The sequence below is a fragment of the Kitasatospora xanthocidica genome (genome assembly GCF_014656195.1).
Taxonomy (GTDB): Bacteria; Actinomycetota; Actinomycetes; order Streptomycetales; family Streptomycetaceae; genus Kitasatospora; species Kitasatospora xanthocidica.
The window spans coordinates 279,351-305,155 of record NZ_BNBY01000009.1; the positions used below are offsets into that span (position 1 = coordinate 279,351).

The following is a 25,805-nucleotide window of genomic DNA, read 5'->3' on the forward strand; positions in this document are numbered from 1 at the left end:
GGATGTAGGAGGAGATACGGGAGGGGGAGATACGAGACGGACGGGTCGGACAGGACCCGTCGGCATCATCGGGACAACCGGGGCGCTTCGCCCTCCCCGGTTGCCCGGGGAGGGAAGGTCATCCTGCGCGCCCAGTCAGTTCCCCTGTCGGAGATCGCTCAGCGTGCCGCTGATGTTGAGGAGTTCGTGGCAGGCGGCCGCCTGCTTGCCCGAGGCCGGAGTGCCCGGCGCCTCGCAGGTCACGCTCGCCGTCACCGTCTGGTCCCCGGACACCTGGATCGGGGTCACCCAGTGGTAGTCCTGGTTGCGGAAGGTCTCCAGGGCGATCGTGGTGATCGTCTGGTTCCCGGCCGTGATGGTCAGTAGCCCTTGGTCGCCCTGGAAGTTGGCCGCCACGATGTCCGTGATGTCGAAGACCTTGCCGTGCGGCACCTGGTAACTGCCCACGGCGGCGGCCGCGTTCGCGGTCTGCACGTCGATGGTGGCGGAGCTCTGCTGCCCGGTGCCCGGGACGGCCAGCCCGCCCGGACCGGTGGTGCGGCCGCCGGGGCCCGTGGTCGACTGCCCGGCCCCCGGCTTGGTCTGGCCGCCGGGGCTCGCGCCGCCGGGTTGCGTCGGCGCGCCGCCGTCCGGAGTGGCGGGGGCCGGCGCCGGGGTGGGGAGCTGCTGGGCGACGGCCTTCTCCGCGGCCTGCTTCGCGGAGCTGCGCACCGCCGGGCGGACCAGGGCGAACCAGGCCAGCAGCAGGGCGATCAGGGCCGCCAGAAGCGCGAGCAGCCACCAGGGGAAGATCGGCAGTTGAACGAACTCACCGTCCAGCAGCGGGCGTTGGACCGGCATCGGGTCGGCCGCGGCGGTGTCGCCGCCCGGGCCCTTGCCGTCGGCCCCCTTGGCGCCTGTGCCCTTGCCGTCCGGCCCCTTGCCGTCCGCGCCCTGCTCCGGGCCGACCGTGACCTCGAACGGCCAGGAGGCCGGCTTGCCGAACCAGATCAGCTTGCGGGCGCGCGCCTGCACCCGCAGCTCCCCGGACTCGCCGGGTTCGAGGCGCAGCCGCTCCGGCGTGACCCGGAACCGCAGGTCCTCGCCGGCCTGTCCGGGAGCGAGGACGACGGTGGCGGGGGCGTTGCCGAGGTTGCGCACCGAGGCCCGGTAGCGTCCGCGGAGCCAGCCGCGACGGCGGCGGGGCGCGAGGGCGGCCTGCAGCTCGTGGAACGGCGTCACGGTGACCGTGGTCTCCGGGACCGTCACCAGCTCGGGGCGCTCCGTCGGCAGCACCCGGATGCCGAGCGGGAAGTCGCCGGCCCGCGCGGAGGGCGAACGCGGCGGGGCCAGGCGCACCGTCACCGTCTCGGACGTCCCCGGGAAGAGGGAGACCCGGGCCGGCTCGATCGTCGTCCACGCCGCACAATCACCGACCGCCTCCAGCGTGTACGCCTCAACGATGTCGAGGTCGTTGCGTACCGTCAGGGTCGTGGTGGCCACGCCACCGGGCGCCACCGTCAGCGCGGACAGGCCGAGTTCGGCGGATGTGGTCATGGCGTGACGGTAGGGCCGGGAGGGGGTCGGAGGAGAGGGCCGTGCGGGCAAGGCGTGGGCACACCCCTTGCCCGCGGGGGCGGACCGACCCTGCCCGCCGCCGTCCCGGCAGGCCGCACCCGACGCGGGAACCGCGGGATCCGGGCGCCCGGAGCAGCCGGGCCCCGGCCGTCACCGCCCCACGGCCGGCCGGCCGTCACCACAGCAGTTCCACAGGAGATATGGAGTGTTCGATGACAACGACCGATACGACCCGCACCTGCCGAGGGGAATCCGTCACCACCAGGCGCACCGCACCGGCCCAGCGGTCCGGCAGCTCACTGCCCTCCGCACCGGGCCCCGCCGCCGCCCAGGTGCGTAGCAAGCCGGCCCAGGTGCGCGTGGCGGTGTACGCCGAGGACCTCATCCTGCAGACCGGTGTGGTCCAACAGCTGCGCCAGCGGCCCGAGGTGGAGCTGCTGAGCGAGGGCGAGGCGGCCGGCGCCGAGGTCTCCCTGCTGGTCGTCGACGCCCTGACCGAGACGGTGGCCGAGCACCTGCGCCGGCTGCGGCTCGCCACCTCGGGCCGGATAGGCCTGGTGGTGGGGCACTTCGAGGCCGGCGGGCTGCAGACGATCGTCGAGTACGGGGTCGCCGCCGTGCTGCGCCGCTCGGAGGCGGACCAGGACCGGCTGGTGCACCTCATCACCGCCCTGGCCAACGGTGAGGGCGTGATGCCCGGGGACCTGCTCGGCGAGCTGCTCGACCGGATCGGGCTGCTCCAGCGCACCATGCTGGACGGCAAGGGCCTGACCCTGTCCACCCTGACGGCCCGGGAGGCGGAGATGCTCCGACTGGTCGCCGAGGGCTTCGACACCAGCGAGATAGCCGCCAAGACCTCCTACTCCGAACGCACCGTCAAGAACGTGCTGCACGAGATCATCACGAGGCTGGGCCTGCGCAACCGGGCGCACGCCGTCGGGTACGCCATGCGGCGCGGCCTGATCTGAGGGGCGCGGCGGCTGTACCGGCCCGACACGGGGGTGGCCCGGAACCGTCCGCCGCAAGACGCGCCATGGCCCGTCGGAGGCGAACCGCCCCCGGCGGGCTGCCCTTTGGGGACACGGTCGTTACCCCCGGCTCGGGCACCCGGGCTCTGGTCCCGGGCGTCCGGGCCGGGGAGACTGCCGGGAGAACGCCCCTGCCACCTTGAGAGGTCGAGCGTGATCGGCGCCACCGGCACTCCCCGCTCCATCCGGCGGCCGGCCAGAGCCGCCGTCGCGGTCCTGCTCGCGCTGGCCGCGGCCGTGACGACCCTGGTCGCCGCAGCCCCCGGAGGCCAGGGCGCGCCCGTGGCCCCGGCCGCCGAGGCCGACCCCGCGGCCGGGCGGGTCGTCTTCGCCGGCACCAACCACCGCGGCCTCGGCCGGGTCACTGGCGCGGACACCAGCGCCCCGCTGTTCGGGCCCGGCCCGGTCCACTTCGACCAGGACCCGTCCTCCCGCGGCGACGAGCTGGTCTTCACCAGCCTGCGGGACAGCACGCTCCCGCAGGTCTACCTGCGCGACGCCGCCGGCGCGGTGCGCCGACTGACCTCCGGCATGGACACCGCCCACCCCGCCCTGGCCCCGGACGGCAAGGCCGTCGTCTTCGAGGCACTGGAGACCAAGGCGGACGGCAAGCCCCAGCACGTCCTGTGGGTGGTCAACCGGGACGGCTCCGGGCTGCGCCGGATCACCGACGGCGCCGCCGACGAGACCCATCCGACGGTCTCGCCGGACGGCAAGTCGATCGCCTACTCCTGCACCGGAGACCCGGCGCACCGGCAGATCTACCTGCGGCCGTTCGAAGGCGGCGCGCCCGTCAAGGTCACCGACGTGACCACCGGGGACGCGATCGATCCGACCTGGAACCCGGTGAACGACGACGCGCACCGCAACCAGATCGTCTACACCTGGGACCAGGGCGACCAGGGCCGGACCCTGAGGCTCACCTCGCCCACCGGCGGCGACAAGGCGTTCTTCCTCCGCACCGGCTCCACCTGGCGGACCGGCTCCGCCTCCTGGCTGGCCGACGGCAGCGGCGTCCTCTTCCTCAGCTCCGACCTGCTCGCCCCCGCCGCCCCGCCCCGGCAGCCCGAACCGCCCCGGCCACCCGTCGTCAACCTGTACCGGGCGCCGACCTGCTCCTGCGACGACCCCAAACTGCTCTACGGCACCGACCGGCTGATCGCGACGCCGGCCTGGCTCGGCAGCCAGGACAAGGGCGGGCCGGTGGTGGAGCAGACCAGCGCCACCGCCGCCAACATCGCCGACCTGCAGGACGTCCGCCCCGACGGGGTCGACCCGCGCGACCTGGGCGTCAGCGTGCTCCGGGAGGACCCGGCCGCCGACACCAACACCGACCCCGACCCGGCCGCCGACCCGCTCTTCCACCCCCGGGCCGGCTACGACCCCTGGTTCGAGCGGCAGACCTACACGCCCGACGGCCGGCAGATCGTGGTGACCCGCTACGAGGACTCACAGGCCGGACGGATCCAGCGGATCTGGCTGACCGACGCCGACGGCGCCAACCCGCGCCCGATGAACCTGGCCGGCCGACGCCCGCTCGACCGGGACACCGACCCCTCCCTCTCCCCGGACGGCCGGCTGATCGTGTTCAGCCGCAGCTCCCCGGGCGGCGGCGCGGAGCCGGCCCGGCCCGGCCGGATCGTGATCGCCCAGGTCTCCACCGGGGCGGTCGTCGGCACCGTCCAACCGCCGGCCGGCGAGCAGGGCGCCTCGGACGGCCAGCCCTCCTGGTCCCCCGACGGCAAGCTGATCGTCTTCTCCAGGTCCGCGGTGATCAACGGCAACGCCGGCAACCTGCACGTCTGGACGGTGGCCGCCGACGACCTCACCCGGCAGAGCGACCTGAGCCGGACGGTCTGCCCGGGCAGCTGCGACGTCATCGACGACAGCCCCGCGTTCTCGCCCGACGGGCGGCGGATCGCCTTCAACCGCAAGGGCGGCGACGGCGGCAACAACCACCGGGACGGCGTGCTGGTCGCCTCGGCGACCGGCGGCGACTGCACCGTCGTCCTGCCCACCGCGCTGCGCGGGCAGAAGGACGCCTGCACCCGGCCGCTGCCCGAGACCACCGACGCCGGCCCGTTCCAGCCCCGCGACGTCGCCTGGACGGCCGGCGGCGGGCAGCTGGTGCTCACCTCCCGCCGCGCCCAGCCGCCGAACTCACCGGAGGGGCTCGCCGTCTACGACTTCGCGGCCGGCACGCTCACCCCGCTCGACCGGCGCCTGCCGGGCCGGCAGAAGGAACCGGCCGTCCAGCAGTCCGTCGACCTGGAGCTGAGCGCACCCGAGCGGACCCCCGCGGTGCCCGTCGGCGGCGGCACCGACGTGACGATCACCGTCACCGACAAGGGCCCCGCGCCCTCGCCCGGCACCGTCCTCACCGCCTCCGTGCCGACCGGCGCCCGGCTCGGCGGGCTGACCAGCCCGGTCGGGCAGTGCGATGCCGCGGCGCTCCGCTGCGACCTCGGCACCCTCGCCCCGGGCCAGGTCGTCCGGGTGACCGCCCGGCTGATCGGCACCAGGACCGGCACCCAGGAGTTCGGCTGGAGCGTCACCGGGACGGTCACCGACCCGAACCCCGGGGACGACTCCGCCCGCACCTTCCTGCCCGTCCAGGAGGCGCCGTCGCCCTCGCCGACGCCCACCCCGTCACCCACCCCGACGCCGTCGCCGACCGCCACGCCGACGCCTGCGCCGACACCGACCGCGACCCCGACGCCCGCACCGCCGCCCGCTCCCGCCCCGCCGCCCGCCCCGGCACCGCCGCCGCAGGCCGGACCCGGGGTGACCGTCGACGCCCAGCCGAACCCCGGCTACGTCGGCGGCCACGTGACCGTCAGCTACACCGTGCGCAACACCGGCCAGGCCCTCTCCACGGGGCTGCGCCTCACCCTCGGCCTGCCCGCGGGAGTGCCCACCGAGCCGCTGCCCCCGGGCTGCCGCTCCGGGACCTGCGAACTGGCCGACCTCTCCCCGGGCGGCAGCCAGGTGGTCCGGGTGGTGCTGTCACCCGTGGCCGTACTGGACACGACCGTCACCGCCGAGCTGACCACCACCGGCACCGACGCCACCCCGGGACCGCACCGGGCGAGCACCCCGCTGCGCATCCTGCAGCCCCGCATCGTCGCGGTGCCGCCGATCGGCAAGCCCGGCTTCGTGACCTCGGTGCGCGGCGTGGACTTCCCGCCCGGCACCCCGGTGCGCCTCACCTGGCAGCCCGGCATCACCGCCGCGGCGGCACCGACGTACCCCCGGGCCGACGGGACCTTCGCGGGCCAGCTGCTCATCCTCCCGAAGGACGAGACCGGCCCGCGGACCATCACCGCCGACGGCCCCGGATTCTCCCCGGTGACCACCCCCTTCCTGGTCGTCGAGGGCAGCATCGGCCCGCCCGGGGAGGTGGAGCGGCGATGATCCACGAGGTCGACGAGGCGCTGCGGCTGCTGCTCGCCGAGGCCGGACTCGCGGAGCGCGGCGTCGAGGTGGCCTTCGACGCGCCCACCCGGGACTTCGCCGCCCGGCGCACCGCGCCGACGGTCAGCGTCTTCCTGTACGGCATCCGCGAGGAGACCGACCGCCGGCAGGCCGGCGCGACCGCCGAGTACGACGCGGACGGCGTGATCACCGGCCACCGCGCCGCACCCCGCTGGTTCGAACTGGCCTACCTGGTCACCGTCTGGACCAACCGGCCGCAGGACGAACACCGGCTGCTCGCCGAGGTGCTGCAGTGCCTGACCGCCGTCGACGCGCTGCCCGCCCGGGTGCTCACCGGGACGCTCCGGGAGCTCGGACTGACCGTCGGGCTCGACATCACCGGGCGCGACACCGGCCTGCCCTCGGTGTCCGACGTCTGGTCGGGGCTCGGCGGGGAGCTGCGGCCCTCGATCGACCTCCGGGCGCTCGCCCCGCTGCCCGGCGGGCGCACCCCCGCCGGGCCGCCGGTCACCGAGGGCCTGGTGGTGCGGGTCGAGGACACCAGCGTCGAGCGCGCCTCCGCGGCGGACGGTACGGCCGCCACCGACGGCCCGGGCCGTCGACTGCGCTACCGCGGCGCCACCGACCCCGGACCGGACGGGTTCGCCGCGCCCCGGGACCGCGAGCTGCCCCCGGGCCGCCGACCGCGGGGGAGGGCCCGATGACCGTCGACCTCGGGCCGGCCACCCTTTCCACGTCCATGTCCACTTCCACGGCGGCCGACGGACTGCCGCCCGGCCCCGACCACCTCTGGGAGCGGCTGCACCGGGTCGAGCAGCGGGTCCGGACGGCGGTGCGCGAGCGCCGGGCCGAGGACCCCGACCCGGACGACCCGTACCGCGGCCAGTACCTCAGCCCGGAGGCGGTGGAGCGGATCCTGGCGGCTTCCGCCACCGTCCGCCCGGACGGCTATGCGGCACCGGGTGACGGGCCCGCCGCGCCGCCCGGCTCCCGGCTGGCCCGGCTCGCCGACGCCTTCGGGCTGCTCCCGGTGGACGTCGAACTGCTGCTGGTCGTCCTCGCCCCCGACCTCGACACCCGTTTCGAGCAGCTCTACGGCTACCTCAACGACGATCTGACCCGCCGCCGGCCCACCGTCGGGCTGGCCCTCGAACTGTGCGGGCTGCCGGGGGCCGGCGCCGGCCGCTTCCGGTTCGCCGTACGGGCACCGCTGATCGCCGGCGGACTGGTGGAGGTCGCCGAGCCGGAACGCCCGCTGCTCTCCCGCCCCCTGCGGGTGCCGGACCGGGTGACCGCCCACCTGCTCGGCGACGACGAGCCGGACGGCGCGCTGGCCGGGCTGGCCCGCCGCGTCACCGCCGGGCCCGCCCCCGCTTCGCCGGCGGCCGCGGAGCTCGTCGACCGGATCCGCGCGGCCTCGGCGGACGGCGGCCTGGTGCACCTGCTCGACAAGGGCGGGCACGCCGGCCCGCCCGCGGTGGCCGCCCTCGCGGCCGACGGCCGCCCGCCGCTGGTCGTCGACGCCGCCGCCCTCGCCGCCCGCCCGTCACCGGACCTCGTCCGGGCGCTGGCCCGCGAGGCCCGGCTCACCGGCGCCGGGGTGCTGCTCGGACCGCTGGACCGGCTCGAACCCGAACGCCCCGAACGGGCCGCGCTGCTGCGCGAGCTGTGCGCGGAGCTGACGAGTGGGCGAGTCTCCCCGCCCCGAGCCGAAGGGCGCGCCGACGCCGAGAGGGAGAAGCGAGGGAGCGACGCAGGAGCGACGGAGCGCCGACCGTCGGTGTCGGGTCAGGAGCGCCCGGAGGCGAGCGGGCGAGTAGCAGTCCCGCTGGTCGTGCACGGCGCGCAGGTGTGGGACCCGGCCTGGACCGTGGCGAGCCCGGTGGTGCTCACCGTCCCGCCGCCGGACGCGCACGGCCGGACCGAGCGCTGGGCCCGCGCGCTCGGCGGCCCGCCGGACGGCGGTGAACCGGCCCCGTTGAGCGAGGAGCTGGCCGAGGCGGTGGCCGCCTACCGGGTGGACCAGGAGAAGCTGGAGCGGGCGGCCGCGGTGGCGGCCAGGACGGCGGCCGCCGAGCGGCGCCCGGTGCGCCCCGAGGACCTGCGGGTCGCGGTGCGGGCGCAGAACGCCGCCGGGCTGGCCCGGCTCGCCCGCCGGATCGAGCCCGCCGTCGGCTGGGCCGACCTGGTGCTGCCCGGCCCCACCGAGGGCCGGCTGCGCGAACTCGTGCTGCGGGCCCGGCACCGCGACCGGGTGCTCGGGCAGTGGCGGATGCGGCCGGGCGGCGGCCGGGGGAACGGCGTGATCGCCCTGTTCGCGGGGGAGTCGGGCACCGGCAAGACGATGTCGGCCGAGGTGGTCGCCGCCGAACTCGGCATGGAGCTCTACGTGGTGGACCTCTCCACGGTCGTGGACAAGTACATCGGCGAGACCGAGAAGAACCTGGAGCGGATCTTCACCGAGGCCGCGCAGGTGAACGGCGTCCTGCTGTTCGACGAGGCGGACGCGCTGTTCGGGAAGCGCTCCCAGGTCAAGGACGCCCACGACCGGCACGCCAACCTGGAGACCGCCTACCTGCTCCAGCGGATGGAGTCCTTCGACGGGATCGCGGTGCTGACGTCCAACCTGCGCGCCAACCTCGACGAGGCCTTCACCCGGCGGCTGGACGTCATCGCCGAGTTCCCGCTGCCGGACGAGGCGCAGCGGCGCGTCCTGTGGGACCGCTGCCTGGGGCCGAGGCTGCCCCGCGGGGACGACCTCGACCTGGACTTCTGCGCCCGGCGCTTCGAGCTCACCGGCGGCTCCATCCGGGCCTGCGCGGTCTCCGCGGCCTACCTGGCCGCCGGAACGGGCACCGCGCTGGGCATGGCGCAGCTGGTCGCCGCGGTGGTCGGGGAGTACCGCAAACTCGGCCGGCTGGTGCTGGAGAGCGAGTTCGGCCCCTGGCTGGGCGCCGTCGGGGAGGCCGGCCGCGGCTGAGCCGCTACCGGCGGGGACCCCTCGCACTGTCCGCCGGGGGCAGCGTTCTTGCCCCCGGTCCGGGACCTGCGGACATGTCCCCGGACGGTGGCCGGGCAGCAGACTCGGGGGCGACTGACCGGCCACCCGAAGGAGCGCGAATGCCGTCCTACCTCACCCCGGGCGTGTACGTGGAGGAGGTCCAGTCCGGTGCCCGGCCGATCGAGGGGGTCGGCACGGCCGTCGCCGCGTTCGTCGGCTTCGCCGAGACCGGACCCTTCCACGAGCCCACGCTGGTCACCAACTGGGACCAGTACGTCCAGCGGTTCGGCGGCTTCACCGAGGGCACCTACCTCGCCCACTCGGTGTACGGCTTCTTCGCCAACGGCGGCGGCTCCGCCTACGTGGTGCGGGTCGGCGACCCGGCCCGGCAGGCCGCCGGCGGCGCGCCCGCCCCGGTCGTCGGAGCGCCCGCGCCCGTCGCGATCTCCGGCTTCCTGTTCTCGGCCCTGCCCGGCGCCGGCGGCGAGGTGTCCGTCGAGATCGCCGACGTGGAGGGCGAGAACGTCCCCGAGGACCGCTTCCGCCTGCTGGTCCGCCGGGGCGCCGAGGTCGTGGAGACGTACGACGTCTCGACCCGCAAGAGCACCAAGGGCTACGTCGTCACCCAGCTGCGCGAGTCCAAGCTGGTCGCCGTCGCCGAGCAGCCCGGCACCGCGCCGAGCCGCCCCGAGCGCCGGACCCACGCCCTGGCCGCCGCCCCCGCCCCGGCCACCGGGCCGGTCGCGGCCGCCGCCGGCCGGCTCGACCCCGCCGAGTACGTCGGCGACTCCGCCGCCCGGACCGGCTTCTCGGGCCTGGAGGCGATCGACGAGATCACCATGGTCGCGGTGCCCGACCTGATGAGCGCCTACCAGCGCGGCGACATCGACGCCGAGGGCCTGCGGACCGTCCAGCTCGCCGTCATGTCGCACTGCGAGCAGATGGGCGACCGGATCGCCGTCCTGGACCCGCCGCCCGGCCTCAACGCCCAGCAGATGCGCACCTGGCGCAACGACGAGGCGGGCTTCGACTCCCGCTACGCCGCCCTGTACTACCCGTGGATCAAGGTCTTCGACCCGGCCAGCGGACGCAACGTGATGGTCCCGCCGAGCGGGCACGCCGCCGGCGTGTGGGCGCGCAGCGATGCCGAGCGCGGCGTGCACAAGGCACCCGCCAACGAGGTCATCCGCGGCGCGGTGGACCTGGAGATCCGCCTCAGCAAGGGCGAGCAGGACCTGCTCAACCCGATCGGCGTCAACTGCGTGCGGGCCTTCCCCGGGCGCGGCATCCGGATCTGGGGCGCCCGCACCCTCTCCTCCGACCCCGCCTGGCGCTACCTCAACGTGCGCCGGCTCTTCAACTACCTGGAGGAGTCGATCCTCCTGGGGACCCAGTGGGTGGTCTTCGAGCCCAACGACGACCGGCTGTGGTCCAGCATCCGCCGGAACATCACCGCGTTCCTCACCGAGGAGTGGCGGCGCGGGGCGCTGTTCGGCCAGACCGCGGCCGAGGCCTTCTACGTCAAGTGCGACCGCGAGAACAACCCGCCGGAGTCCATCGACCTCGGCCAGGTGATCTGCGAGATCGGGGTCTCTCCGGTGAAGCCGGCGGAGTTCGTGGTGTTCCGGCTGTCCCAGTTCTCCGACAGCACGAGCCTCGTCAACGAATGACCGGTACCCGTACCAGGTACCCGGTCGGCACCCGCACGCGATTCATCGGAAGGTGACAACCAGCCATGGCTGAAGGCGATCCGCTCTCCACACACATCTTCGGCGTCCAACTCGGCGGCTACAACGTCGAGTCCGTCAAGGAGATCAGCAATCTGACGGTCGACCAGGAGGTCGTCGAGTACAAGCAGGTGACCCAGGAGGGCAAGCTGATCGTCCGCAAGCAGCCCGGTGCCCGGCTGCCCGGCGAGGTGACGATCACCCGCGGCCTCGACAAGAGCGGCGCGTTCACCACCTGGATCAAGGAGACCCTCAACAACGGGGCGATCAACACCGCGCGGCAGAACCTCACCATCGAGGTCAAGGACACCACCGGTGCCACCCTGCGGCGCATCCAGCTCACCAACGCCTGGGCCAGCCGCTGGGAGGGCCCCACGCTCACCGCCGGCGAGTCCAGCGCCGCGACCGAGACCGTGACCATCGTGTTCGAGGAGATCAGCGTAGAGTGAGGCGGAAGATCGGCCTGGAGGAACTCCTCGAACGGGCCCCGGCCGCGCAGAACACCGCGCCGCCGGCACAGCAGCCCGCGGGGCCGTCGGGGCTCTCCGGGGCCTCGGGGAACTCGGGGTCCTCGGGGCACCAACGACGGGTGCCGCACACCGAGTTCGAGTTCGAGCTGCCGCTCGGCTACGTCGACGACGAGGGTACGGTGCACCAGCACGGCACCATGCGTCTGGCCACCGCCCGCGACGAGCTGATGCCGCAGATCGACCTGCGGGTCAAGGAGAACCCGGCCTACCTGAGCGTGGTGCTGCTCAGCCACGTCATCACCCGGCTGGGCGACCTCACCGACGTGCACACCGGCATCGTCGAGCGGATGTACGCCACCGACGTCGCCTTCCTGCAGGACCTCTACCAGCGGATCAACAGCGAAGGCCACACGCGCGCCGCGGTGACCTGCCCGCACTGCGACGGCGCCTTCGAGGTCGACCTCGCCGGTGGGCGCCTGGGGGAATCGTGACGTACGCGCCTGCTCGGCTGTACGAGGAGATCGCGTACATCGCCTACCACTTCCACTGGCAGCGGGAGGACATCCTCGATCTGACCCACCGTGAACGCGGGCAGTGGGTACGGGAGATCGCCCGGCTCAACACCCGTGTCAGCGAAGGCGGGTGAGACGGGTGGGGCTGCGGGACTGGATCGGCGGACGGAAGGCGGCCGGGGCTCCGGCGGACGGCGGGGCCGGCGGCGGTGCTGTTGAGGCCGGTGCTGCAGACGCCGGTGCCGCCGGTGCCGCCGGTGCCGCCGGGGTCGGCGGTGCCGAGCGGCGTCGTCCGGCCGGGGACGGGGGGTGGCGTGCCGTGCGGCCGCTGACCCCGACCCTGGCCGGGGCGGCGCACGGCGTCAGCGACGGCCTGGTGTTCCGGTCCCGGCTCGCCTCGTGGCAGGACCCCTCGCTGAGCGGACCGCTCGGCCACGCCGTGCTGCCCTCCGCCCCGGCGGGGATCCTGCGGGCGATGGCGACTCCGGTCGCCGGGCCCGCCGTCAGATCCGGCGGGGACGAGCTCGTCCTGCCGGCGCCCGTGGCCGCGTCAGGGCCGGACGGGCCGGAGTCCGTGGCGGAGCCGGGCGGCCCGGGGGAGTCCGGGTCGGGCCGGGCGGTCCAGCGGTCCGTCGCGGTGCGGCGGCTTCCCGTGCGCTCCGGGCCCCGGGCGGCTTCGCGGTCGGGGGCGCGGTCCGCGTCCGCGTCCGCGGCCGTGCGGCCGGCCGTTCCGGAGGGCGCGGACAGCACCGGCGCTCCCCTGTCCGATCCCGTTCCGCTGTCCGTTCCCGCGCCCGGAGCGGAGGCCGCGACCCCGCGTCGCCGTGACCCGGTCCGCCCGGTGCGGCCCCGCTCCGTCAGCGAACCGCTGACCGTGGCGCGTCGTCCCCGTTCGCTGTCCGTGCGCCCGGTGACGGTCGTCCACGTCCCGGCTCCGGCCGACCACGCGTCCCACGCGCCCGCCACCGGTGAGGCCGCCACGCCCGTACGGAACGAGCGGAGCGAGCGGAGTGGCCAGGCCGGGGAGACCGTCCAGCGTGCCGTCGTACCCGGCGCTGCGGCGCCCGGCGCCAACGCGTCCGGCGCTGCGGCGCCCGCTCGTCCGGTGCTCGGTGCGCCGCTGACCTCCTTGCCCGCGAGCGCCAAGCCCGTGCCCTCCGGTCCCCGGGTTCCCGACGCCGCCCCGGGTTCGTCGTCGGCGATGCCGGTCGTTCCCGCCGGCGGGGCTTCCACGGGTGCCGGTTCCACGGGCGCGAGTCCCACCAGCGCGGGTTCCACCGGCGCCGAGCCGGGTGGGCCCGACCGCGCGCGGCAGACCGCCAGCGGTCACCGCGGCGCCACCCCTGCCCAGCGCACCCGTACCTCCTCCTCCTCCTCCTCCGCGCCCGGCGGCCCGGCATCGTCCCGTCCCGAGCGCGGGCCCGCCGCCGACGTGCCAGTCCAGCGCGCGCCGTCCGGGGGCGGCACCTCCTCACCCACACCGTCCTCACCAGCCACACCGTCCGACCCGGCCCCCGCCCGTACCCGCGGGGGCCTGGGCGCGCCCCTCGACGCGCTGCCCCCGACGGCGGCCGTGCCGGGCCGCACCGCCCCGCTGCTCGGCGGGCGCCCACCGGCCCGCCGGATCACCGGTCCGACGCCGGGTGACCCGGCGGCGCAGGGCACCGCTGCCGCCGGTGTGCCCACGGCCGGTGAGGGCCCGCGCGTGCAGCGTGCCGTCCGGCGTTCCGGTGAGGCCCCGGCCGGGCCGACGGTCCGGCCCGACAGCACCGCCGACGGCGGAGGGCCGACCGGCCCGGCCATGCCCACCGTGCGGAGTGCCGGTGAGGCTCCGGTGGAGCGAACTCACCACAACCAGACCGGTGGTGACGGATCATCACCTCTCCGCGACCGTACGGCCGGTGCCGGACCGGTGCCCACGGCGCGGCCCCACCGCGGTACCGACGGCGGACGGCCCGCGGACCGGAGCCGTCCTGTCGGCGCGCCGTCGGGGCCCACCGCCGCCGCGTCCACGGCCGGCGAAGAGCCGCGGGTGCAGCGTGCCGTCCGGCGCCCGGGCACGGGGTCGGCGGAGTCGACGGGACGGAGCGGCCCGGAGCCCGGACGTTCGGAGCCCGGGCGCGCGGAGCGGTCCGACGCGCCGCAGCCGACCACCACCGCCACCCGGCCTGCCCCGGCTCGGTCCGCCGCCTCGCGGGTCGACGGCGCCGGCCCGGTGGTTCCCGCCCGTCCGGTGGCCGGCGGCCGGGGCGTGCAGCGGGCCATGCCACTGACCGGCCCGATGCGCGGACTGCTCGGCGAACGCCCGATGCGCTCCGCCCTCGCCGCCACCCCGTCGGCGTCGCCCGCGCCCGGGACCGGGCCCGGTGCCCGTCCGGGCACGGGCCCGAAGCCCGCCCCGCCCGTGGTGCCGGCGGTCTGGCCCCGAGCCCTCCGGTCGCCGGCGGACGGCGAACCGGCGGCTCCCGTGCAGCGCTCGCGCCCGCGTTCTGCGCCGGGCGCGGGGGACGGCCGGACCGCCGGTGGCACGTCGGCCTCGCCGGGACACCCGGCGTCGACCGCTACGAGCGCTACGAGCGCGAACGCGCACGCGCACGCGACCACTACAGCGAGTACGGCTTCGGCTACGGGCGCCCTGCGCGGCGTCGCCTCGGTGCTGCGACGCGCGCGTCAGCGGCGCGAACCGGGGCAGCGCGACGGCGGACCGGCGGCCGACCGCCCCGGGGCGCAGGCGCAGCCGACGTCCTCCGGCGCCTCGACGGGTCAGCCGTCCGCTGCGGGGGCGCTGCGCGGGGTCGCCACCGTGCTGCAACTCGCCCGTGGGCGGCGTCCGGTGGACCGGGGTGACCAGCGCCCGACGCCCCCCGGCGCCTCGACGGATCAGTCGTCCGGAGCCGGTGCGGCGGCGCGGGGGCCCGAGGCCGTGGTGCAACTCGCGCCCGCGCGCCGCCCCTTCGACCGTTCGGCGACCGATCGCCCTTCAGCGCAAGGGAGTTCGCAGCCGATCGGACCCACCTCCGGGCCGGTCGCACCGAACGCCCCGTACCCGCCCGCCGGTGCGTCGGTGCCGAGCGCGGGCGGCCGGGTGCAGCGGCGGGCCGTCCCGTCGGGGTCGGCGGAGCGTCCGCCGGTGGTCAGGCTCGCGCCGCTGACGGCGTCGTCGGTCCAGCGGCTTCCGGCGCCCGCCCGTCCCGCGCCACCGTCCCCGGGCGGGCCGTCCCAGGCGGAGCCGGGCCCGGGTCGGGCGGCAGCGCTCCCGCTCGTCGTGGCACGGTCGCTGAGCGCCCCGCCCGTACGGACCGCACCGGCGGCCGCGCGGTCCGTCCCGTCCGTACCGTTCTCGCCGTCCGGGCCGTCCGGGCCGTCCGGGCCGTCCTCGCCGGGCACGGCGCAGATGCTGCAGCGGGTGGCGGAGCAGGCGGGGCTGACCGGGGTGCCGCTGACGGCGGTGCCGGCCCGTGCGCCGGTCACGGTCCAGGCGGCCCCGCCGGCCAACGGCCCCGCCCGGCCCGCTTCGCCGTCGCAGGCCGCCGGACCGCCGGCCGAGGCGACCGGCATCGGCTCCGGCGATCTGGACGAGCTGGCCCGGCGCCTGATCGAGCCGGTCGGGCGGCTGCTGCGCACCGAGCTGCGCCGGGGGAGGGAGCGCGGCGGGCGGCCGTACGACGGGCGCCGCTGAGCGCGGACCGGACGCGGGACTCGGGAGCGGATCCCGGGACCAGACCCCGGGACCGGACCCCGGGAGCAGGACCCAAGAGCACGACCCAGGAGCAGGAAACAGGAACGGGACCGATGACCGACAACATCTTCGCGACCAGCGTGTTCTTCAGTCTGACCATCGGCGGCAACGACCTGGGCGAGTTCACCACCTGCTCGGGGCTCGGCGCCCAGGTCGAGATCGAGCAGTACGCGGAGGGCGGCAACAACGGCTTCGCCTGGCAGCTGCCGGGCCGGATCACCTGGACGAACATCACGCTGACCCGGGCGGTCACGGCGGACACCACCAAGATCGCGCGCTGGCTGGGCGAGATCGTCCGGAAGGTCGAGCCGAAGGACGGCGAGATCGTGGCGCTGCGGCCCGACCTGAGCCGGATCGTCGGCTGGCAGGTGCTCGGGATCGTTCCGGTGCGGTGGGAGGGGCCGTCCTTCGACCCCTCCAACTCCCAGGCGGCGATGGAGACCCTGGAGATCGCCCACGCGGGCCTCCGCCCCTCCTGAGACCCCTCCCGAGGCCCCGCCCGCGGTCCCTCCTGGGCCCCGACCGGCCCGCCCCGCCCCGACCGCCGTCCCCCTCGATCCGACCCACCCGTAAGGAGCACCAGGATGTCCTCGGCGGTCCCCGCGAGCGTCACCCGGGCCCAACTGACCATCATGGAACCGCCGTCCACCGTCGGTGCCCAGCCCGGCGGGGCGCTCGCGCAGCTCCGGCTCCAGTTCAACCCGGCGACCCTGGTGCTGCGCAAGTCCACCGAGTGGCGGCGCACACCGTCCCGGATGGCGGGCGAGTCCGCGCTGCCGGAGTTCGTCGGCAGCGGCCCGCGCTCGCTCTCCCTCGACGTGTTCCTGGACTCGACCGCGACCCACGACAACTCGGTGGAGCGGGCGGTGGAGAAGCTGATGACGGCCTGCGTGCCCACCCCGACCAGCCTGGCACGCAAGACGCCGGCCAGTCCGTGGATCCGGCTGGACTGGGGCACCCTGAAGACGACCTCGTTCAACGGGGTGCTGACCGGCCTCTCGGTCACCTACACGCTGTTCGACGTGAACGGCAATCCGCTGCGGGCGGTCTGCTCGCTCACCATCGACGAGGCCAGCGTCGACCCGGCCGGACAGAACCCGACCTCCGGTTCGCCGGAGGCCCGCAGCACCCACCGGGTGATCGCGGGCGACAGCCTGCCGCTGCTCGCCTGGCGCGCCTACGGGGACGCGACGGCCTGGCGCACCATCGCGGAGGCCAACGACATCGACGACCCGATGGCCCTGGTGCCGGGCGAGGAGCTGATCGTGCCGGGTATCGACGAACTCACCCGCGGGGGGCGCTCATGACCACGCCCGAGGCCCGGGGCGGCCGGCCGTTCGCCGCGGATCCCGTCATCGAGGCGCCGGGCCCGCTGCCGCCGGTCTGGGCGGCCCAGCTGGTCTCCTGCGACATCGAGGAGAGCGTCGGCCTGCCCGACACCGCGGTGCTGAGCTTCCGGGACGCCGACCACGCCTTCCTCGCCGCGACCGGGATCACCATCGGGACCAAGCTGCGGGTGTCCGTGGTCACCGTGCAGGGCCACACCCGGGTGCGGCTGTTCACCGGCGAGGTGACCGCGCTGGAGCTGGAGGTGGACACCACGGGCTCGTACACCGTGGTGCGGGCGTCGGCGGTCACCCACCGGCTGATGCGCGGGCGGCGGGTGAAGGCCTTCCGGAACATGACGACGGCCGACATCGTCCGGGCGGTCGCCACCGGGGCGGGCCTGACCTGCGGCAAGATCGACTCCTTCCCGGTGGTCCACCAGCAGCTGTCCCAGGCGAACGTCCCGGACTGGGAGTTCCTCCAGTTCCTGGCACAGGAGAGCGGCGCGTACGTGCGGGTCGACGACGACGGGAAGCTGGAGTTCGTCCGGCCCGAGCCCGCCTCCGGCGCACCGGCCCCCTCGACCCCCGCGCCGCAGAACCCGCTGGTGCTGGAGTACGGCCGCAACCTGCTGGAGCTGCGCGGGGTGCTGACCGGCGTGGCCGGCGCGGAGACCGTCGAGGCGCGCGGCTGGAACGTCACCACCAAGAGCGCCCTGGTCGCCACCGAGCCGTCGGTGACCTCCCGGACCGTGCAGCCCGGGATGAGTCCCTCCGTGGTGAGCTCCGCCTTCCCCGGCCGGTCCAAGCTGACCGTCGCCGACACCCCGTACCGCACCCAGGCGGAGACCGCCGCCGTGGCCCGCTCGCTGGCCGCCTCGGTGGCCGCCGGCTTCGGCGAACTGGAGGCGGTCGCCGAAGGCAACCCGCGACTGCGGGCCGGCACCCCGGTGGCCCTGGGGAACGTGGGCGCGGCCTTCTCCGGCCGCTACACCGTCACCGGCGCGCGCCACCTCATCGAGCCCTTCCGCGGCTACCGGACCACCGTCGTGGTGAGCGCCTCGCCCGACCGCTCCCTGGCCGGCCTGGTCACCGGCGGCAACGCGCCGCCGCGCGGGCCGCGGATGCCGGGCCTGGCCGTCGCCGTGGTCACCGACGTCCGGGAGCCGGGCGGCGGGCAGCGCGGCTGGGTCAAGCTGAAGTTCCCCTGGCTGGACGACACCTACGTCTCCGACTGGGTGCGCACCGTGCAGTGGGGCGGCCACGGCGGCGGCGGGGTGATCGCCCCCGAGGTCAACGACGAGGTGCTGGTCGGCTTCGAACAGGGCGACCTGGACAGCCCCTACGTGCTGGGCGGGCTCTACAACGGCGTGGACCGGCCCTCGCCGCACGACGTGCCGCTGGTCAACTCGGCCAGTGGCAAGATCAACCGCCGTTCCGTGGTGTCCCGTTCGGGCCACCGCCTGGAGCTGCTGGACGTGCCGGGCGGTGCCTCCGGCGTCCGGCTGGCGAGCGGGGACAAGAAGCTGGAGGTCAAACTCGACCAGCAGAGCGGGGAGATCGTGCTGACCGTCCACGGCGCCGGCGGCGCCGGGGGCAGCACGGTGCGCCTCACCTCAACCGGCATCACCCTCGACGCGGGCACCGGCGAGGTGAATGTGCGCGGCGGATCGGTGACGCTCCGGGGAACGACAGCGGTCACCGTGGATGGCGGCGCCCAGGCGGTGCTCAAGGGAGCGATCGTGCGCATCAATTGACGTGGCGTCAGGCAGCAATCGACAGAACCGTGCCCCCGACCCCGGCGAGCACCACTCGAAGACGCACCACTCGGAAACGGAGACCGCACATGCCCCCCGCAGCCCGGACCGGCGACATGACCGATCACGGCGGCGCCCTCACCACCCCGCCGCCGGGCGCCCTCAAGGTGGCGACCGTGCTGATCGGCGGCCGCCCCGCCGCGGTGGTCGGCAGCATCCACGCCTGCGTCCCGCACGTGGAGATGGGCCCCGCCAACCTGGTCGAGCCCCAACTGGGCACGGCCACCAGGGGACTGGTCCTGATCGGCGGCCTGCCCGCGGCCCGCATGGGGGACAAGACGACCTGCGGCGCCACCATCACGAGCGGCGCGTTCAACGTGCTGATCGGAGGTGCGATGTGACGGGCAGCTTCATCGGCCGCGGCTGGGCCTTCCCGCTGCGGGTGAACGCCACCGGCGGCATCGGCATGGTGGACCGGGAACGGGAGATCGCGGAGGCCATCCGGCTCATCCTCGGCACCGCCCCCGGCGAGCGCCCGATGCGCCCGGAGTTCGGCTGCGGCATCCACGAGTACGTCTTCGCCCCGGGTGACAGCACCACCGCCGGGCGGATCGCCCGCGAGGTGCGGATCGCGCTGGAACGCTGGGAGCCGAGGATCGAGGTCGACGACGTGGTGATCGCCTTCGACAGCGTCGACGAGGGAACGCTCTACATCGACGTCCACTACACCGTGCGGGCCACCAACGACCGCCGCAACCTGGTCTTCCCCTTCTACACCATCCCCGAGCACCCGGCCGGGCCGGACGGGGCCGCGGCGGACGGGGGAGAGAACTGATGGCACTGCCCTCCCCGAACCTGGACGACCGCCGCTTCCAGCAACTCGTCGACGAGGCCAAGCGGTACGTGCAGCAGCGCGCGCCGGAGTGGACCGACCACAACGTCTCCGACCCCGGCGTCACCCTCATCGAGACCTTCGCCTACCTGGTCGACCAGCTGCTCTACCGGCTGAACCGGGTCCCGGAGAAGAACTACGCGGCCTTCCTCGACCTGCTGGGCATCCGGCTCTTCCCGCCCGCCGCCGCCCGGGCCGAGGTCGACTTCTGGCTCTCGGCACCCCAGCCGGAGACGGTCCTGCTGCGGGCCGGCACCGAGGTCTCCACGCTGCGCACCGAGACCGACGAAGCCGTGGTCTTCGGCACCGCCGAGGACCTCCCGATCGTCCCCAGCACGCTGGAGCGGCTGGTCACCGTGCACGCCTCCGGCGAGCAGTCCGACGCCACCGCCCGGCTGGCCGACGGAGTGGACGTGCCGTGCTTCCAGGCGCGCCCGGCGGCCGGGGACGCCATGCTGTTCGCCCTGCCGGCCGTGGTGCCGCGCTGCATCCTGGTCGTCCGGCTGGACAGCCGGGTGGAGGGCGTCGGCGTCGACCCGCGCCAGCCGCCGCTGGCCTGGGAGGTGTGGGACGGCGCGCGCTGGATCGCCTGCGAGACCGGCAGCGACACCACCGGCGGCCTCAACCGGCCCGGCGAGGTGGTGGTGTTCGTCCCGGCCGGGCACACCGCGTCCGTGGTGGCCGGCCGGCGGGCCGGCTGGCTGCGCTGCCGGGTCACCGAGCCGCAGCCCGGCCAGCCCTTCTACTCCGAGTCGCCCACCGTCCGCCGGGCCGAGGTGTTCACCGTCGGCGGCACCGCGACCGTCGCCCACGCGCAGACCGTGACCGACGCGCCGCTCGGCTCCTCGGAAGGGGTCGCGGGCCAGCGCTTCCGGCTGGCCAGGCCGCCGGTCCTGCTCGACGGCGAGCCGCCGGTGGTCGAGGTCGCGGCCGGCGACGGCTGGCAGCCCTGGACGGTCGTCGACCACTTCGGCGACTCCTCCCCGGCCGACCGGCACGTGGTGCTGGACGCGACCACCGGCGAGTTCCTGTTCCCGCCCGCGGTCCGCGAACCCGACGGCAGCCTGCGGGCCTTCGGCGCGGTGCCGCCCAAGGGCGCCCGGCTGCGCGTCCCGCACTACCGCACCGGCGGCGGGATCGCCGGCAACGTCGCCCGCGGCACGATCACCGTGCTGCGCAGCTCCGTCCCGTACATCGCCCGGGTGGACAACCGGGAGGCGGCGAGGGGCGGGGTCGACGGCGAGACCGTGGAGAACGCCAAACAGCGCGCCCCGCACCAGCTGCGGCTCCAGGAACGCGCCGTCACCGCCGGGGACTTCGAGCTGATCGCCCGGCAGGCCGCACCGTCCGCCGCCCGGATCAGCTGCGTTCCCGGCGGCGGCCAGGACGCGGGGACGGTCCGCGTCCTGGTCGTCCCCGACGCGGTCGCGGACGAGGGCGACCGGCTGCGGTTCGAGCAGCTGATCCCGGACGGGCAGGTGCTGGCCGCCGTCGCGACCGCGCTCGACGAGCGACGGCTGATCGGCACCCGGGTCGTCGTGCAGCCGCCCGCCTACCAGGGCGTCACGGTGGTCGCCCGGCTCACCACCGGCGCCGCCGACCCCGACCGGGTCCGGGAGGCGGTGCTCGCGGAGCTGTACCGGTACCTCAACCCGCTGCGCGGCGGAGCAGACGGCACCGGCTGGCCGTTCGGCCGGGCCGTGCAGTACGGGGAGGTGTTCGCCGTGCTCCAGCGGGTGGCCGCCGTCACCGGGGTCGAGGACCTGCGGCTCTTCCCGGCCGACCCGATCACCGGACGCCGGGGCGCCCCCGCCGAGCGGGTCGAGGTCCCGCCGGACGCGCTGGTCTTCTCCCACCAGCACCAGATCGTGGTCACCGCGGTCGCCGAGGACGGGGTGTCATGAGCGAGCGCAGCGAGGTGGGCGCATGAGTCGCGCCGCGATACCCGGGCTGCCCAGCGCGCACCCGATCGGCGAACTGCTGCCCGCGCTCTTCGCCGAGGACGACTTCGCCCAGCGGTTCACGGCCGGTCTGGACACCGTCCTCGCCCCGGTCTTCGCCACCCTGGACAGCCTGCCCGCCTACTTCGACCCCCGCCTCGCGCCGGCCGACTTCCTGGACTGGCTGGCGTCCTGGGTCGCGGTGGAGGTCGACCCGGCCTGGCCGGAGGAGGTGCGCCGCGCGGTGGTCGAACGCGCCCTGGAGCTGCACCGGTGGCGCGGCACCCGCCGCGGACTCACCGAACGGCTGCGGCTGGTGCTGGGTGCCGGCGCCGAGATCGAGGACGGCGCCGGCGCCTCCTGGACGACCGACCCCGGCGCCGTACCGCCGCCCGCGGCCGGCGGTGACGTACTGATCCGGGTCTGGCCCCTGCGCGGCCAGGGCCTGGACGAGGACCAGGTGCTGTCCGTCGTGAGGGCGGGCTGCCCGGTCCATCTGAACTGCCGGGTGGAGATCCTGCCCGGCCCACCCGGGCGAGCGGAGGACTGACGGATGCCGGTGTGCCCCGACTGCGGAACGGTCAACGGCGAGGGGGACGACTTCTGCGGCAACTGCGGTGCGTACCTCGGCTGGTCGCGCAGCGCCGCCGCGCCCGCGCCCGCGGCTGCTGCTCCTGCGGCTGCTGCTCCTGCGCCGCAGGCCGAACCCGAGCCCGTCACCCGTACGGCGCCCTCCGCCCGTACCGAACCAGCCGCACCTGCTACGCCCACCGCGCCCACCGCGCCCGAGACCGCCCGTACCGAATCCACCTGGCGAGCCGCGTCCCGGCGGGTCACCCGCAGTACCCGGAGGGAGCAGCCGCCCGTCCCCGCGGCGGAGCCGGAGAACCCGACCCCGCCCGCGGCGGAGCCACCGCCCGCGGCACCCGCCGAGCCCCCGCGGACGACCTCCACCCGGGCGTCGACCCGTACCCCCGCCCCGGCCGCGACCCCGGAACCCACTCCGGCACCGGGCCCCGTAGCCGTTCCGGCCCCCGCGCCGGATCCGGAGCCCGAGCCGCCGGCCGACCCGGTGGCCGTGCAGCCCGCCAAGCCCGTGGCCCCGCGCCCGGTGGTCCGGGCGGTCGCCGCGGAGGAGGTCCCGGACGGCCTGCCCTGCCCCCGGTGCGGCACGCCCAACCTGCCCGACCGCCGGTTCTGCCGCCGCTGCGCGGCTCCGCTGACCGTCACCGCAGCGCCGCCGAAGCTGCCCTGGTGGCGCACCCGTTGGCCGTTCCGGCGCCGGGTGCGGATGGGCGGTTCGGGCAACGCGCTGCGCCGCACCATCGCGCTGCTGGTGCTGGCCGCCCTGGTGGTCGCCGGCATCCTGCTGTACCCGGCCGGCCAGAAGGCCTACCAGGACGTGCTGGACAAGCTCGGCAGCACCGCGCCGATCACCCCCAGCGCGACCTCGGCGAGCGCCGCCCTGGACGGCCACCCGGCGACCGCCGCCGACGACGGCCTCACCAACAGCTACTGGGCCGCGCCCGCGGTCGGGGACTCCATCACCTTCGACTTCCGCAGTCCGTTCCGCCTGGTGGACCTGATCGTCCACACCGGCGGCTCCGCGGACCCGCAGCAGTTCCAGCAGCAGGCCCGCCCCCTCGTCCTGTTCCTGGAGGTGACCTCCTCGGACGGGGAGCAGCACCGGAAGCAGCTCACCCTCAACGACCAACCGGGCCCGCAGACCGTGGCGACCGGGATCAGCGACGTCGTCCAGGTGAAGCTCACCGTCCGCGAAGCCGCCGGCACCGGCCCCGGCCGCGCCATCGCCCTGGCCGAGGTGGAGTTCTTCAAGCGGACCTGACGGAAACGGACTTGAGCGGTCGTCGTAGGTCGTTCGCTTGTTGACCGTTTACCGTTCGGCAACGCACCGTTGGCGCAATGGGCATGTCCACATCAGAAAGTCTCCGGAAGGAGTGCTCCTTGACCACTCACCTCAGGCGCGGTGCGGGCGGCGTGCGGGTGGTGCCGGCCGTGATGGCGGCGCTGTGCGGGATCGCCGGTGTCACCGCGGTCGGCGCGACCCCGGCGGCCGCGGCCGACCAGCGGCACGCGATCTACGCCATCGCGCACCGGGTCGACACCGTGGAGGGCGTGGACGCCGCGCTCAAGCACGGTGCCAACGGCATCGAGATCGACGTCTGCGCCTGGTGGAACCCGAACGAGTGGCGCGCCTACCACGACTGCTCCTCGGCCGGGGAGAACCGCCTGGGCCCCAGCTTCGACAGCATGATCGACCGCATCCTCTCCAACGCCGACGCGGGCCGCCGGCTGTCGCTGGTCTGGCTGGACATCAAGGACCCGAACTACTGCGGGGCCGAGCCGAACCGTACCTGCAGCGTCGCCGGACTGCGCGACAAGGCGCAGCGGCTGACGGCCGCCGGGATCCAGGTGCTCTACGGCTTCTACGAGTACCACCCCGGCAACACCCCCGACGTCGGCGGCCGGGGCTGGAAGAGCCTGGAGGGCAAGCTCGGACCCCTGGAAGGCATCACGACGACCGGCACCCGCGACCAGGTGACCAGCGCCTTCAACCGGTCCGGCGCCGGATTCCCGGCCGGCCGCCGCGCGATGGACTACGGCGACAGCGACATCACCAAGGGGTTCGGCAACTGCACGGAGGCCACCTACAACACCTGCGCCGAGCTGAAGAAGGGAGCCGGCGACCGCGCCGCCGGACGGCTGGCGGCCACACTCTCCTGGACGACCACCTACAACGACCCCTGGTACGTCGACAAGCTGCTGGGTGACGCCGGCGTGGACGGCATCATCGCCGGCTACGGCGCCTTCACCGGGGTGCGTGAGTACGACGACAGCTGGCAGTGCGCCAACGTCGTCAACCTCGTCCGTGACTGGGTGAACCGGCACGGCTCCACCCACCGCATGGCCACCAGCGGCGACCGCCTGTTCAAGTAGGCGACCTCCCGTAGGCGACGGCGCGTCCCGGCCGCGTCCCCGACCGCACTCGACCGCACCCGGCGCAGGCCGGGTGCGGTCGGCTTTCCCGCCGTGTCAGCAGCACGGGGCGGCGGAACGGCTGGCAGCTCGGCCACGGGGGACGGTGGCCGAGCTGGTCAGTCGGCTCGCGGGCCGGGGGGATGGGCCGGGGAGGGCTCAGTAGAGGTCGGAGGAGAGGTAGAACGCGTTGGTGCCGGGCCCGGTGGTGCTGGAGCGGGGGATGATGCCGCCGCCCCAGTAGACGCCGGAGCGCCCCGACGCGTGGACGGTCAGCCGGGCGTGCGGGTGGCCCCAGGTGCCGGTGGACCAGAGGGCGTTGTTGCCGGCGTCGTAGACGACGAAGTTTCCGTCGGACTGCATGACGGCCTTGTAGCCGCGGCCGACGGTGTTGCTGGCCAGGACGTCCGTGATCTGGAAGGTCGTCCTGCTGGGCTGGTAGACGACGAAGTTGCCGTCGTCCTGCATGATGGCCCGGGTGGTGCCGGCGTCCAGGTGCCAGCCCTTGTAGAGCGGCTCGTCGTCGTAGATCGAGATGTAGCTGCCGTCGCCCCGGTCGACCGCCGCCTCCGCGGTGCCGGTCGCGGTCATGGTTCCGGCGATGGCGAGCGCGGTGGTGGCGGCGGCCATCGCGATGTTCCGGAGGGCCTTCTTCGTCTTCTTCATGTCCCCGTGTGCCTCTTCCTCGTTCTTCGCGCCCGGTGGTTCCTGGAGCGCCTGACACGAACGATCATGGAGCACGGCGGTAGACGTTCGATGAACGTCTCGTTGAGGTGGGAGCGGTTTGGCTCGCGGGCGGAGTGGGAGTACTGTTCTCTAGTCGCTCGGCAGGGAGCACCGGACACGCATCGGCGCGGACGGTCCCGGGGCGGCCAATCCTCTGAAACACCACTTTCCAGGTTCGGGCTGGGTTGCGTTCGCGTTTTCGCGTCGTGGCTCCGTGTGTATTTGGCATGTTCGTTTTATTGGATTGCGGTCGATTCGCCTTTCGGGGCAGGGATCGGCTAGAGTTTGAAACGTCGGATGGGGCGTCAAGCCGCAGAAGACACCGGCGAGTTGGATGAGGAAGCCCGGAAACGGCGCGGAAAACATCTGATAGGCTGGAAACACGAAAGAACGAAGCCCGGAGGGCCTGCTGGAAGGCAGTCCGAAGGAAGCGTCCGTTCCTTGAGAACTCAACAGCGTGCCAAAAGTCAACGCCAGATATGTTGACATCCCCGGCCTCGATCACTTGATCGGGGTTGGAGATTCCTTTTGAAGTAAAACACTAGCGAGGACGCAGTGCGCGGGGCCGCCCTATTCCGGTGGTTGCCGTGCCGCTCAACGCGGGTGTCGACCGGCCCTGCTTGATTGTTGGGGCCGAGTAAACATTCACGGAGAGTTTGATCCTGGCTCAGGACGAACGCTGGCGGCGTGCTTAACACA

General features: G+C 74.7%; 21 protein-coding genes. 18 read left to right on the forward strand and 3 right to left on the reverse strand.

Annotated features, from left to right (window positions below):
* Positions 1-135: 135 nt before the first annotated feature.
* Positions 136-1,536, reverse strand: coding sequence for a COG1470 family protein (locus IE332_RS19210; RefSeq protein ID WP_189917853.1), 1,401 nt, complete (start codon positions 1,534-1,536; stop codon positions 136-138).
* Between the two features lie 233 nt (positions 1,537-1,769).
* Between IE332_RS19210 and IE332_RS19215 the strand changes: the two genes are divergently transcribed.
* The 8 genes from IE332_RS19215 (at position 1,770) to IE332_RS19250 (ending at position 11,864) form a co-directional block, all read left to right on the forward strand.
* Positions 1,770-2,525 carry a response regulator transcription factor gene (locus tag IE332_RS19215; protein ID WP_189917855.1) on the forward strand — a complete coding sequence of 252 codons (756 nt, stop codon included), beginning with the start codon at positions 1,770-1,772 and terminating at the stop codon, positions 2,523-2,525.
* Positions 2,526-2,738: 213 nt separating this feature from the next.
* Positions 2,739-5,999 carry a DUF11 domain-containing protein gene (locus IE332_RS19220; protein ID WP_229928713.1) on the forward strand — a complete coding sequence of 1,087 codons (3,261 nt, stop codon included), beginning with the start codon at positions 2,739-2,741 and terminating at the stop codon, positions 5,997-5,999.
* Positions 5,996-6,724 carry a Pvc16 family protein gene (locus IE332_RS19225; protein WP_189917857.1) on the forward strand — a complete coding sequence of 243 codons (729 nt, stop codon included), beginning with the start codon at positions 5,996-5,998 and terminating at the stop codon, positions 6,722-6,724. Before IE332_RS19220 ends, IE332_RS19225 begins: the two co-directional genes overlap by 4 nt.
* 35 nt (positions 6,725-6,759) lie before the next feature.
* Positions 6,760-9,000 carry an ATP-binding protein gene (locus tag IE332_RS19230; protein WP_189917859.1) on the forward strand — a complete coding sequence of 747 codons (2,241 nt, stop codon included), beginning with the start codon at positions 6,760-6,762 and terminating at the stop codon, positions 8,998-9,000.
* A 140-nt stretch (positions 9,001-9,140) separates the two neighbouring features.
* A complete protein-coding gene (locus tag IE332_RS19235; RefSeq protein WP_189917862.1) occupies positions 9,141-10,691 on the forward strand; it encodes a phage tail sheath family protein in 1,551 nt (516 codons plus the stop codon).
* 65 nt (positions 10,692-10,756) lie between these two features.
* Positions 10,757-11,197: a phage tail protein gene (locus tag IE332_RS19240; protein ID WP_189917863.1), complete on the forward strand. Its 441-nt coding sequence runs from the start codon at positions 10,757-10,759 to the stop codon at positions 11,195-11,197.
* On the forward strand, positions 11,194-11,709 hold the full coding sequence (locus IE332_RS19245; RefSeq protein WP_189917865.1) for a hypothetical protein: 516 nt from the start codon (positions 11,194-11,196) through the stop codon (positions 11,707-11,709). The genes IE332_RS19240 and IE332_RS19245 overlap by 4 nt, the downstream gene beginning before the upstream one ends.
* Positions 11,706-11,864 (forward strand): DUF6760 family protein, encoded by a 159-nt coding sequence (locus tag IE332_RS19250; RefSeq protein ID WP_167344238.1) that lies wholly within the window; start codon positions 11,706-11,708, stop codon positions 11,862-11,864. The genes IE332_RS19245 and IE332_RS19250 overlap by 4 nt, the downstream gene beginning before the upstream one ends.
* A 2,746-nt stretch (positions 11,865-14,610) precedes the next feature.
* On the opposite strand, the gene IE332_RS19255 is transcribed toward IE332_RS19250, so the two are convergent.
* Positions 14,611-15,117: a hypothetical protein gene (locus IE332_RS19255; protein WP_189917867.1), complete on the reverse strand. Its 507-nt coding sequence runs from the start codon at positions 15,115-15,117 to the stop codon at positions 14,611-14,613.
* 19 nt (positions 15,118-15,136) lie between these two features.
* Between IE332_RS19255 and IE332_RS19260 the strand changes: the two genes are divergently transcribed.
* The 10 genes from IE332_RS19260 to IE332_RS19305 all read left to right on the forward strand — a co-directional run bounded on the left by IE332_RS19260 (position 15,137) and on the right by IE332_RS19305 (position 24,341).
* Positions 15,137-15,409: a hypothetical protein gene (locus IE332_RS19260; protein WP_189917869.1), complete on the forward strand. Its 273-nt coding sequence runs from the start codon at positions 15,137-15,139 to the stop codon at positions 15,407-15,409.
* A gap of 113 nt (positions 15,410-15,522) precedes the next feature.
* On the forward strand, positions 15,523-15,948 hold the full coding sequence (locus IE332_RS19265) for a phage tail protein (protein ID WP_189917871.1): 426 nt from the start codon (positions 15,523-15,525) through the stop codon (positions 15,946-15,948).
* A gap of 105 nt (positions 15,949-16,053) precedes the next feature.
* Positions 16,054-16,776 (forward strand): CIS tube protein, encoded by a 723-nt coding sequence (locus IE332_RS19270; RefSeq protein ID WP_189917873.1) that lies wholly within the window; start codon positions 16,054-16,056, stop codon positions 16,774-16,776.
* Entirely contained in the window at positions 16,773-18,551 is a 1,779-nt protein-coding gene (locus IE332_RS19275; protein WP_189917875.1) for a VgrG-related protein, read from the forward strand. The genes IE332_RS19270 and IE332_RS19275 overlap by 4 nt, the downstream gene beginning before the upstream one ends.
* 89 nt (positions 18,552-18,640) lie before the next feature.
* Complete coding sequence (locus IE332_RS19280; RefSeq protein ID WP_189917877.1) at positions 18,641-18,952, forward strand: PAAR domain-containing protein; 312 nt, start codon at positions 18,641-18,643, stop codon at positions 18,950-18,952.
* Positions 18,949-19,386, forward strand: coding sequence for a GPW/gp25 family protein (locus tag IE332_RS19285; protein WP_189917879.1), 438 nt, complete (start codon positions 18,949-18,951; stop codon positions 19,384-19,386). Before IE332_RS19280 ends, IE332_RS19285 begins: the two co-directional genes overlap by 4 nt.
* On the forward strand, positions 19,386-21,347 hold the full coding sequence (locus tag IE332_RS19290) for a putative baseplate assembly protein (RefSeq protein WP_189917881.1): 1,962 nt from the start codon (positions 19,386-19,388) through the stop codon (positions 21,345-21,347). The genes IE332_RS19285 and IE332_RS19290 overlap by 1 nt, the downstream gene beginning before the upstream one ends.
* Positions 21,348-21,369: 22 nt before the next feature.
* Positions 21,370-21,933: a phage tail protein I gene (locus IE332_RS19295; protein ID WP_189917883.1), complete on the forward strand. Its 564-nt coding sequence runs from the start codon at positions 21,370-21,372 to the stop codon at positions 21,931-21,933.
* 3 nt (positions 21,934-21,936) lie between these two features.
* Positions 21,937-23,229 (forward strand): NADase-type glycan-binding domain-containing protein, encoded by a 1,293-nt coding sequence (locus IE332_RS19300; protein ID WP_189917885.1) that lies wholly within the window; start codon positions 21,937-21,939, stop codon positions 23,227-23,229.
* Between the two features lie 119 nt (positions 23,230-23,348).
* The gene (locus IE332_RS19305; RefSeq protein WP_229928714.1) at positions 23,349-24,341 is read left to right on the forward strand and encodes a PI-PLC domain-containing protein; all 993 of its coding nucleotides are present in this window, start codon (positions 23,349-23,351) and stop codon (positions 24,339-24,341) included.
* A gap of 198 nt (positions 24,342-24,539) precedes the next feature.
* Here IE332_RS19305 and IE332_RS19310 read toward each other — a convergent pair whose 3' ends face one another.
* Positions 24,540-25,046: a hypothetical protein gene (locus tag IE332_RS19310; RefSeq protein WP_189917887.1), complete on the reverse strand. Its 507-nt coding sequence runs from the start codon at positions 25,044-25,046 to the stop codon at positions 24,540-24,542.
* Positions 25,047-25,805: the final 759 nt, after the last annotated feature.

Coding starts and splice junctions, on each gene's coding strand:
- IE332_RS19210 (WP_189917853.1), bottom strand. CDS start 1,536: ATGACCACATCCGCCGAACTCGGCCTGTCCGCGCTGACGGTGGCGCCC.
- IE332_RS19215 (WP_189917855.1), top strand. CDS start 1,770: ATGACAACGACCGATACGACCCGCACCTGCCGAGGGGAATCCGTCACC.
- IE332_RS19225 (WP_189917857.1), top strand. CDS start 5,996: ATGATCCACGAGGTCGACGAGGCGCTGCGGCTGCTGCTCGCCGAGGCC.
- IE332_RS19230 (WP_189917859.1), top strand. CDS start 6,760: ATGTCCACTTCCACGGCGGCCGACGGACTGCCGCCCGGCCCCGACCAC.
- IE332_RS19235 (WP_189917862.1), top strand. CDS start 9,141: ATGCCGTCCTACCTCACCCCGGGCGTGTACGTGGAGGAGGTCCAGTCC.
- IE332_RS19240 (WP_189917863.1), top strand. CDS start 10,757: ATGGCTGAAGGCGATCCGCTCTCCACACACATCTTCGGCGTCCAACTC.
- IE332_RS19265 (WP_189917871.1), top strand. CDS start 15,523: ATGACCGACAACATCTTCGCGACCAGCGTGTTCTTCAGTCTGACCATC.
- IE332_RS19270 (WP_189917873.1), top strand. CDS start 16,054: ATGTCCTCGGCGGTCCCCGCGAGCGTCACCCGGGCCCAACTGACCATC.
- IE332_RS19275 (WP_189917875.1), top strand. CDS start 16,773: ATGACCACGCCCGAGGCCCGGGGCGGCCGGCCGTTCGCCGCGGATCCC.
- IE332_RS19280 (WP_189917877.1), top strand. CDS start 18,641: ATGCCCCCCGCAGCCCGGACCGGCGACATGACCGATCACGGCGGCGCC.
- IE332_RS19290 (WP_189917881.1), top strand. CDS start 19,386: ATGGCACTGCCCTCCCCGAACCTGGACGACCGCCGCTTCCAGCAACTC.
- IE332_RS19295 (WP_189917883.1), top strand. CDS start 21,370: ATGAGTCGCGCCGCGATACCCGGGCTGCCCAGCGCGCACCCGATCGGC.
- IE332_RS19300 (WP_189917885.1), top strand. CDS start 21,937: ATGCCGGTGTGCCCCGACTGCGGAACGGTCAACGGCGAGGGGGACGAC.
- IE332_RS19310 (WP_189917887.1), bottom strand. CDS start 25,046: ATGAAGAAGACGAAGAAGGCCCTCCGGAACATCGCGATGGCCGCCGCC.